The organism is Kitasatospora sp. NPDC059747 (assembly GCF_042732955.1).
Classification (GTDB): domain Bacteria; phylum Actinomycetota; class Actinomycetes; order Streptomycetales; family Streptomycetaceae; genus Kitasatospora.
This window is the reverse complement of record NZ_JBHWGV010000055.1, coordinates 49,969-58,310: the sequence shown is the minus strand read 5'-3', so window position 1 is coordinate 58,310 and position 8,342 is coordinate 49,969. Positions and strand designations below refer to the sequence as shown.

Below are 8,342 nucleotides of genomic sequence, written 5' to 3'. Positions count from 1 at the left end.
CGGAACATTCCGTCGTCCCCACCGCACCCCTTGGCCGGTCAGGCCGTGCGGACGCGGCTCAGGAGGCGGGCACGCCGGGGGCGGCGCCGCGCTCCTTGAGCATGTCGGTCATCAGCTCCAGCTCGGAGGTCTGGGCGACCACCATCGACTGGGCGAGCCGCTTCTCGCTGTCGTTCTTCGCCAGGTCCACGTAGCCCTGGGCCATCTCGACGCCGCCCTTGTGGTGCTCGATCATCAGCTGCAGGTAGTACACCTCGGCGTCCCTGCCGCTGAGCGTGCGCAGCTTCGCCAGCTGGGCGTTGGTCGCCATGCCGGGCATCAGCGAGCCGTCGTGGGCCTGGTAGTCGTGGCCCATGTCCATCCACGCCATCGGCTTGGCCGGCGAGTGCTGCGACAGCCCCCACTGGTCGAGCCAGCCCATCATCATGCCGCGCTGGTTGGCCTGGGTGTTGATGATGTCGAACGCCAGGGTGCGGGTCGGCTCGTCGGAGGTGCGGTCCCGGACGATGAACGACAGGTCCACCGCCTGCTGGTGGTGGGTCGCCATGTCGCGGGCGAACCCGGCCTCGGGTGAGCCGTCCGCCGGGACGGTCAGCGAGGACGAGCCGGAGGCCGACGTCCCGCTCGCCACCAGGGCCGGCACGCCGAGCGCCAGCGCGACGGCGGCGGCCAGCGCGGCCGGCCACCAGAGCCGGCGCCGTGGCCGGGCGGCGACGGCCTGCGGTTCGTCGGCGTCCTGCGGTCCGTCGGCGTCCTGCGGATCCCCGGGGGTCACGGGCTTCCCGGCGGTCACATCTGCCCCATGGTGCAGGAGGCGCCGGGCTCCTGCGTCTGCTTGCCCTGGACGTACTTGGTGAAGAACTGGTTGACCCGGGGGTCGGAGGCGCTGTCGACGACGAGCTGGGTGCTCCAGGCGTTCAGGGTGATGGTGCCCTGCTCGTCCGGGTAGGGGCTCATGAGCGAGTACGGGGTGGCCTTGACCTTGTCGGAGAGGGTCTTGACGTCCTCCGGGGTGGCCTTGCCGTTGTAGGTCACCCAGACCGCGCCGTGCTCCAGCGAGTGGACGGCGCGCTCGTTCTCGACCGGCTGGTCGTAGACGTGGCCCATGCAGTCCAGCCAGACCGCGTTGTGGTCGCCGCCGACCGGCGGGGTCATCGGGTAGGTGACCTTGTCCTTGACGTGGTTGCGGCTCAGGTCGCCGAAGGTCTTCACGCCCGGGATGTCCGCGTTGGCGGCGACCTCCTGGGCGTGCTTCTTGTCGCTCTGGTCCTTGAGGACCCAGGCGATGGCACCGCCGGTGCCGGCGACCAGGACGCAGGCGGCGACGATCGCGATGATCTTGTTGCGGCGGTCGCGGCGCTGCTCGGCGGCGCGCAGCTCGGCGATCCGGGCGCGGCGGTCGGTGGCGCCCTGCTGCTTGTTCTTGCTGGACTGCTTGGAGGCGGAACCCATGATGGTTGTCCTTTGTCCCCGCGCGCCCGGCTGGGGCGGCGGTCGGATGAAGTGGGGAGGGCGGATCCGTCCGGTGGCGGACGGCGGGTTCCGCTCAGGAGCGGTGCACCTGGAGTTCGTGCAGATCGGGTGCGGGGTGCGGGCCGACGAGCAGTCCGGCGGGGGCGACCCGGGGCAGCGCCTCGGGGGCCGGTGCGTGCGGTGAGACCACCGGCGGCGGGTGCGGCGGCGGGTTGGGCAGCTGGGCGTCCTGGCCGCAGTACGGGTGGCTGGAGCAGCCGTTGTCCCGCTGCGGGGGACGGCCGTCGGCCGAGCACCAGGTCCAGTGGCGCGGTCCGTCGACGTGCGGGTGGTGGTCGGCGGGCTTGGCGGTGCGGCCGGTGGCCGTGCCCGCGGTGGCCTCCGTGGCGCCGGAGGCGGCGGAGACGGTGGTGACCGCCGTCACGGTGGACGGCGCCGGGGAGCCCTGGTCGGCGGCCATCGCCCGGCCCGAGCAGGGCAGTGCCGTCAGCAGCCCGACCAGCAGCAGGATCCACAGCACACCCGCCGGGCGGCCCGCCGGTGCGGCCCTCCCCGGTCGGGGCGAGCTGGGGGCCGACGCGGTCATGGGCACATTTAATCAGCCGAACGAGTGATGCGATGCCCCTCCTCCGGCCCCATTTTCGGCCCCCAACGGCACCGAACGGCACGGAAACACCCGCTCCGGACACTTCCGGCAAGCAGGGACGGAACGGTGCTGAACGCGGGGGCGGACGGGGTGGCCGGGAACGTTGCGGACGGTGTCCGGTTGTCGCCGAAACCCGGACAGCGTCGTTGCACTTGGAGACAATGACGTCGAGTCCGGCCCCGCCGGGGGCGGCGCGACCACGGACCGACCAGGAGCCGCCAGATGAGCAAACAGGGTGCACCCGCACAGCCCCACCGGCCCGACGACGGGTGGTGGGACGCCGTCTACGACGGCCCGGCGGGCACCCTCCCGGACACCCCCGGGGCGGACCCGGGCGCGGGCAGCGTCGACGACTGGTTCGACACGGCGGCGGGCCTGATCGCGCCGCAGCGCACCGGCGAGCAGGCGGAGGCGGCGGCCGGGGCCGCGGCGGAGGCGCCCGCGGGCGCGGGCGCGCGGGACAGCATCGACGACTGGTTCGACACCGCGCTCGACGTGATCGGCCAGCCGGACCCGGCCCCGGCCCCGGTGTCGGCCCCGGTGTCGGACCCGGCCCCGGTGTCGGCGCCGGTCGAGTGGCCCCCGCCGTCGCCGTCGGCGGAGACGCACAAGTTCCCGGCACCGGACTTCCGGACGGGCCCCGTCGCGCTCGACAAGCCGGACGCACCCGAGGCGGCGGCAGCGGCACCGGAGGACGTGCGGCCGGAGCCCGCCGCGGAGCCCGAAGCCGGGCCCGAGTCCGAAGCCGGGCCCGCCGTCGACGCGGCACCGGCACCGGCACCCGCGCCGGAGCCGCAACCGGAAGCGGAACCGGAACGAGAGCCCGAGCCCGAGGCCGTCCACGCCTCTCCGCCCGAGCCGGAACCGGCCCGCACGCCCGCGCCGGAAGCGGAAGCCGTCCGCGCCCCCGAACCGGACCCCGCCCCCGAGCCCGAGGCCGTCCGCGCGCCCGAGCCGGAGCCGGAGGTCGTCCACGCCGCGGAACCCGAACCCGAACTCGCCCCCGAACTCGCCGCCGAACCCGAACCCGCCCCCGCTCCCTCCCCCCGCCCCGTCGCCCGCTCGCCGCTGGCCGCCGCCGCGGACGCCGTGCCGCACGTGGGGGAGCGCCCGCCGACGTACGGGCCGGAGCCGACGGCCGTGCCGGAGGCGGACCCGGGCTCGCTGGGGTCCGTCGTGGCGGACACCGTCCTGGAGGGCGCCCAGTACGGTCCGGCCGTCCTGCGGGCCGTGTCCGTGCGCGGCGACTCCGCCCGGTACCGGGGCGAGCCGCGGCGCGACGCGCTGCTGGTGACGCGGTTCGGCGACGGCCCGGACGGGCTGCTGCTCGCTGTGCTCGGCGGCTTCGACCGCAACGGGTTCGACGACGGCGGTTCGACGGCCGACGAGGACGTGCCGCCCGAGGCGGTCGGCACCGCGGCCGGCGAGGCCTGCCGTCAGCTGGCCGCCGCGATCGGCCGCAGCCGGGCCGGTCTCGCCGCCGACCTGCGCGCCGGCGCCCGCGACCGGCTGCGCTACGGCCTCCAGCGGCTGGTCACCGGCGCGGCGGCCCCGCTGCGGGCGCTGGCGCCGGGCGGGGAGGACGGCCCGTCCCCGGCGTCGCTGCACTGCCTGATGGTGTCGCTGGACCCGGCGGCCGGCTACCGGGCGGCGTTCGGGGTCGGCCCCGGCGGGCTGTACCTGCTGCGTTCCGGTCACTGGATCGACGCCTACGCGGCCCGGCTGCTGCACCACCCGGACGGCGTGCCGGCGCCGGCGGACGGTCCGGTGCCGGAGCCGCGGCCGTTCCGCTTCCGGCTGGTGCCGGCGACTCCGGGCGACATCCTGCTGCTCTGCACGCCGGGCCTGGCGGACCCGATCGCCGACGAGCCGGCCGTCGCCCACTTCCTGTCCTCGCACTGGGCCCACCCGCACCCGCCGGGCACGGTCGACTTCCTGCGCCAGGTGCAGGTCCGGGCGAAGGGCTACGCGGACGACCGGACGGCCGCCGCCGTCTGGACGGAGTAGGAAGCGGTCCCCCGCCTCACGTCACGCCCGCAGCAGGATCCGCGCCACCGCCGTGGCGTGGGCGAGGGCCTCGTCGGTGCGGCTGCCGGGGAGGCCGAGGGCGACGGGGACGGCGAGCCCGTCGAGCAGCGCGCGGAGCCGGGTGGCGCGGTCGGCGGTCGGGCCGGGGGTGAAGTGGCCGGCGGCGGTGCCCTCGTCGATGAGGCCCGCCAGGTCGGACTGCCACGGCGCCTCGATGTCCTGCTGGCCCTGGCGGAGTTCGGCGCTGGCGGGGGAGCGGCCCCACACCTCGATCCACAGGATCCAGCGCGGGTCGCCGGGCCCCTCGGGGAGGTAGAGCCGCAGGTAGGCGTCGAGGCGCTGCCACGGGTCGCGGGCGTGGTCGGCGAGGGCCTCGCGGCGGCGGGCACCGAGCTGGTCCTCGCTCCAGCGGAGGGTCTCCAGCAGCAGCTGGTCCTTGCTGCCGAAGTAGTAGAGCAGGTGCCCGGCGCTCATCTGGAGCTGCTTGCCGAGCCCGGCCATGGTGAGTTTGGCGAGCCCGTGTTCGGCGATCGCGGCGCGGGCGGTGGCGAAGACCTCCTCGCGGGGGCGCGCCGGCCGGCGCGGGCGGGCGTCCGCCATGTGTCGTGCTCTCCCTCGGTGCGCAGCGGAGGTCGTGGTTCGCAGCGGGACCGAACGCTACCGGAGCGGGGCGTGCGCACCCCGCTCCGGTAGCGTCCCGTCAGGCCTGGGGCTGCTGCTGGGTGATGCAGTGGATGCCGCCGCCGTTGGCGAAGATCCCGCGGGCGTCGACGAGTTCGACGGTGCGGCCGGGGTAGGCCTCGCCGAGGATGTCGGCGGCCTCCTGGTCGCGCGGGTCGTCGAAGCCGCACAGGATGACGGCGCCGTTGGCCACGTAGTGGTTGATGTAGGAGTAGTCGACCGGCTCGCCGTCCTCGTCGAACAGGACGGTGGGGGCGGGCAGTTCGACGACCTCCAGCTGGCGGCCCTGCGCGTCGGTGGAGGCGCGCAGGATGGCGACGAGCTCCTGGCAGACGGCGTGGTCGGGGTGGGCCGGGTCCGGCTGGACGTGGGCGACGACGACGCCGGGGCGCACGAAGGACGCGACGATGTCGATGTGGCCGCGGGTGCCGAACTCGTCGTAGTCGCGGGTGAGTCCGCGCGGCAGCCAGACGGCCTTGGTGGTGCCGAGGAAGGCGTGCAGCTCGGCCTCGACCTGCTCCTTGGTCCAGTCGCTGTTGCGGCCCTCGCCGAGTTGGACGGTCTCGGTGACGAGCACGGTGCCCTCGCCGTCGACGTGGATGCCGCCGCCCTCGTTGATCAGGCGGGAGACGAAGCGCCGGACGCCGGTCAGCTCGCCGATGTGCTCGGCGATGTGCTGGTCCTTGTCCCAGCGGGCCCAGGACTGGGCGCCCCAGCCGTTGAAGATCCAGTCGGCGGCGGCGAGCGAGCCCTTGCCGTCGATCAGGAAGGACGGGCCGATGTCGCGCATCCAGGCGTCGTCCAGGGGGCGTTCGACGATCTCGACCTGCTCGGAGACGTACTTCCTGGCCTCGGCGCTCTCCCCGGTGTTGACGATGAGGGTCACCGGCTCGTACCGGACGATGGTGTTGGCGACCGCGGCCCAGGCCTCGCGTCCGGCGTGCAGGTTCTCCGGGGTGTCGAAGGTGGGGTTGGTGGTGGGGAAGGCCATCCAGGTGCGGTCGTGCGGGTGCCATTCGGCGGGCATCCGGTAGCCGAGGGAGGCGGGTGTGGGGGTGGTCATCAGGGGGTCCTTGGGGGAGGAGGTCAGAGGAAGTAGAGGCGGCTGAGCGAGACGCTGTCGGCCGGTTCGGAGCGCAGCGGCGAGCCGTCGAGCGAGACCAGTCCGGTCTCGGTGACCTCGACGTGGCCGAGGCGGGCGTTGCGCACCATGTCGCGGGGCCCGATGCCGCGGGTGCCGCGGACGCCGACGCGGCGGCGGCGGGTGGGCAGGCCGTCGGCGGGGCGGTCGAGGTAGGCGCCGTCGGCGGCGGCCTGGGCGACGAAGGCGACCGAGATGTCGGCGGCGGTGGCGCCGTGGGCGCCGAACTGCGGTCCGAGGACCAGGGGTTCGCAGCGGTCGGTGGAGGCGTTGGGGTCGCCGACGACGCCGTAGGCGGGGAATCCGGCCTTGAGGACGAGCTGCGGTTTGGCACCGAAGTGGTCGGGGCGCCACAGGACGATGTCGGCGAGTTTGCCGACCTCGATCGAGCCCACCTCGTGGGAGAGCCCGTGGGCGATGGCGGGGTTGATGGTGAGCTTGGCGATGTAGCGCAGGACGCGCTCGTTGTCGTCGCCGCCCTCGGTGGTCCCGTACCCACCGTCGAGGGGACCGAGTTCGGCCTTCATCTTGCCGGCCATGGCGAAGGTGCGCCGGACGGTCTCGCCGGCGCGGCCCATGCCCTGGGCGTCGGAGGAGGTGATCCCGATGACGCCGAGGTCGTGCAGGACGTCCTCGGCGCCCATGGTGCCGGCGCGGATGCGGTCGCGGGCCATGGCGGCGTCGCCGGGCAGGTCGACCTTGAGGTCGTGCGCGGAGACGATCATGCCGAAGTGCTCGCCGAGGGCGTCGCGGCCGAACGGCAGGGTGGGGTTGGTGGAGGAGCCGATGACGTTGGGGACGCCGGCCATCTTGAGGACGTTGGGGACGTGTCCGCCGCCGCAGCCCTCGATGTGGAAGGCGTGGATCGTGCGGCCCTCCAGCACCTTGATGGTGTCCTCGACGGACAGGCACTCGTTCAACCCGTCCGTGTGCAGGGCCACTTGGACGTCGTACTCGTCGGCGACGCGCAGCGCGGTGTCGAGGGCGCGGGTGTGGGCGCCCATGTCCTCGTGCACCTTGAAACCGGAGGCGCCGCCCTCGGCGAGGGCCTCGATCAGCGGGGCCGGGTCGGAGGACGAACCGCGGCCGAGGAAGCCGATGTTGACCGGCCAGGCGTCGAAGGCGTTGAAGGCGTGGCGCAGCGCCCAGGGGGAGTTGACGCCGACGCCCCAGACGGGGCCGAACTCCTGGCCGATGATGGTGGTGACGCCGGAGGCGAGCGAGGCCTCCATGATCCGCGGCGAGAGCAGGTGGACGTGGGTGTCGATGGCGCCGGCGGTGGCGATGAGGCCCTCGCCGGAGACGATCGTCGTGCCGGTGCCGACGACGACGTCCACGCCGTCGAGGGTGTCGGGGTTGCCGGCGCGGCCGATGGCGGCGATCCGGCCGTCGACGAGGCCGATGGACGTCTTGCGCACGCCCTGGATCGCGTCGATGACGAGGACGTTGCTGATGACGACGTCGCAGGTGTCGCGGACGGCGGCGGCCTTGAGGTGCAGGCCGTCGCGGGCGGTCTTGCCGAAGCCGGCCAGGAACTCCTCGCCGGGGGCCTGGGAGTCGGACTCGACGCGGACGATGAGGCCGCTGTCGCCGAGCCGGATGCGGTCCCCGGCGCGGGGGCCGTGGACGGAGATGTAGTCGTGCGGGGTGATCGGGCTCACGAGGGCACCTCCGAGTCGTCGAAGCCGGTCAGGTAGCCGGTGGCGCGGGCCTTGGCCAGGGCGGCCTCCTTGGCGCCGGGGGCGTCCAGGGGGCCGTCGACGAGGCCCGCGAACCCGATGGCGACGCGTTCGCCGCCGATCGGCACCAGGCCGACCTCGACGGTGGCGCCGGGGTCGAAGCGCACGGAGGAGCCGGCCGGGACGGCGAGGTGGGTGCCGTAGGCGGCGGCGCGGTCGAAGGCCAGGCGCGGGTTGGCCTCGAAGAAGTGGAAGTGGGAGGTGACCGAGATCGGCACCCCGGAGGTGTTGTGGACGGGGAGTAGGAGCGTCTCCTCGACCGGGTCGTAGCCGGCGCCGTCGCCGGCGAGCGCGCCGCCTGGGGCCTCGTCGCCGAGCGAGCCGGCGCCCTTGAAGGGGTCGTTGACGACGGCCAGGCGGGTGCCGTCGTCGAACACGGCCTCGACCTGGACGACGGTGACGACGTCGGGGACGCCGGGCAGGACGTCGTCGGCGGTCAGGACGCTGCGTCCGGCCTCGATGGCCTCGGCCAGGCGCCGGCCGTCGCGGGCGGCCTCGCAGACGGTGTCCGCGATCAGGGCGGTGGCCTCGGGGATGTTGAGGCGCACGCCCCGGGCGCGGCGGGCGCGGGCCAGCTCGGCTGCTGTGAAGATCAGCAGCCGGTCCCGCTCGGTGGGGGTCAGTCGCACGGTTC

Annotated in this window: 8 protein-coding genes; 1 reads left to right on the top strand and 7 read right to left on the bottom strand. The window is 74.4% G+C overall.

Annotation, left to right across the window (positions count from 1 at the left end; all coding sequences use genetic code 11):
- Positions 1–58 precede the first annotated feature (58 nt).
- The 3 genes from ACFV4G_RS23790 to ACFV4G_RS23780 form a co-directional block, all read right to left on the bottom strand.
- Positions 59–793, bottom strand: coding sequence for a DUF305 domain-containing protein (locus ACFV4G_RS23790; protein ID WP_380443561.1), 735 nt, complete (start codon positions 791–793; stop codon positions 59–61).
- Positions 790–1,452, bottom strand: coding sequence for a DUF3105 domain-containing protein (locus ACFV4G_RS23785; RefSeq protein ID WP_380443559.1), 663 nt, complete (start codon positions 1,450–1,452; stop codon positions 790–792). Before ACFV4G_RS23785 ends, ACFV4G_RS23790 begins: the two co-directional genes overlap by 4 nt.
- A gap of 94 nt (positions 1,453–1,546) precedes the next feature.
- Positions 1,547–2,059, bottom strand: coding sequence for a hypothetical protein (locus ACFV4G_RS23780; RefSeq protein ID WP_380443557.1), 513 nt, complete (start codon positions 2,057–2,059; stop codon positions 1,547–1,549).
- Positions 2,060–2,341: 282 nt separating this feature from the next.
- Here ACFV4G_RS23780 and ACFV4G_RS23775 point away from each other — a divergent pair, with 282 nt between their 5' ends.
- Positions 2,342–4,126: a hypothetical protein gene (locus tag ACFV4G_RS23775; protein WP_380443555.1), complete on the top strand. Its 1,785-nt coding sequence runs from the start codon at positions 2,342–2,344 to the stop codon at positions 4,124–4,126.
- 21 nt (positions 4,127–4,147) lie between these two features.
- Here the strand turns inward: ACFV4G_RS23775 and ACFV4G_RS23770 are convergent, their stop codons facing one another.
- The 4 genes from ACFV4G_RS23770 to ACFV4G_RS23755 all read right to left on the bottom strand — a co-directional run bounded on the left by ACFV4G_RS23770 (position 4,148) and on the right by ACFV4G_RS23755 (position 8,337).
- Complete coding sequence (locus ACFV4G_RS23770; RefSeq protein ID WP_380443553.1) at positions 4,148–4,747, bottom strand: TetR/AcrR family transcriptional regulator; 600 nt, start codon at positions 4,745–4,747, stop codon at positions 4,148–4,150.
- 100 nt (positions 4,748–4,847) lie between these two features.
- Positions 4,848–5,891 carry an agmatine/peptidylarginine deiminase gene (locus ACFV4G_RS23765; RefSeq protein ID WP_380443551.1) on the bottom strand — a complete coding sequence of 348 codons (1,044 nt, stop codon included), beginning with the start codon at positions 5,889–5,891 and terminating at the stop codon, positions 4,848–4,850.
- A 23-nt stretch (positions 5,892–5,914) separates the two neighbouring features.
- Positions 5,915–7,630, bottom strand: a complete 1,716-nt coding sequence (locus tag ACFV4G_RS23760) for an urease subunit alpha (protein WP_380443549.1) — start codon at positions 7,628–7,630, stop codon at positions 5,915–5,917.
- A complete protein-coding gene (locus ACFV4G_RS23755) occupies positions 7,627–8,337 on the bottom strand; it encodes an urease subunit gamma (RefSeq protein ID WP_380443547.1) in 711 nt (236 codons plus the stop codon). Before ACFV4G_RS23755 ends, ACFV4G_RS23760 begins: the two co-directional genes overlap by 4 nt.
- Between the last annotated feature and the right edge of the window lie 5 nt (positions 8,338–8,342).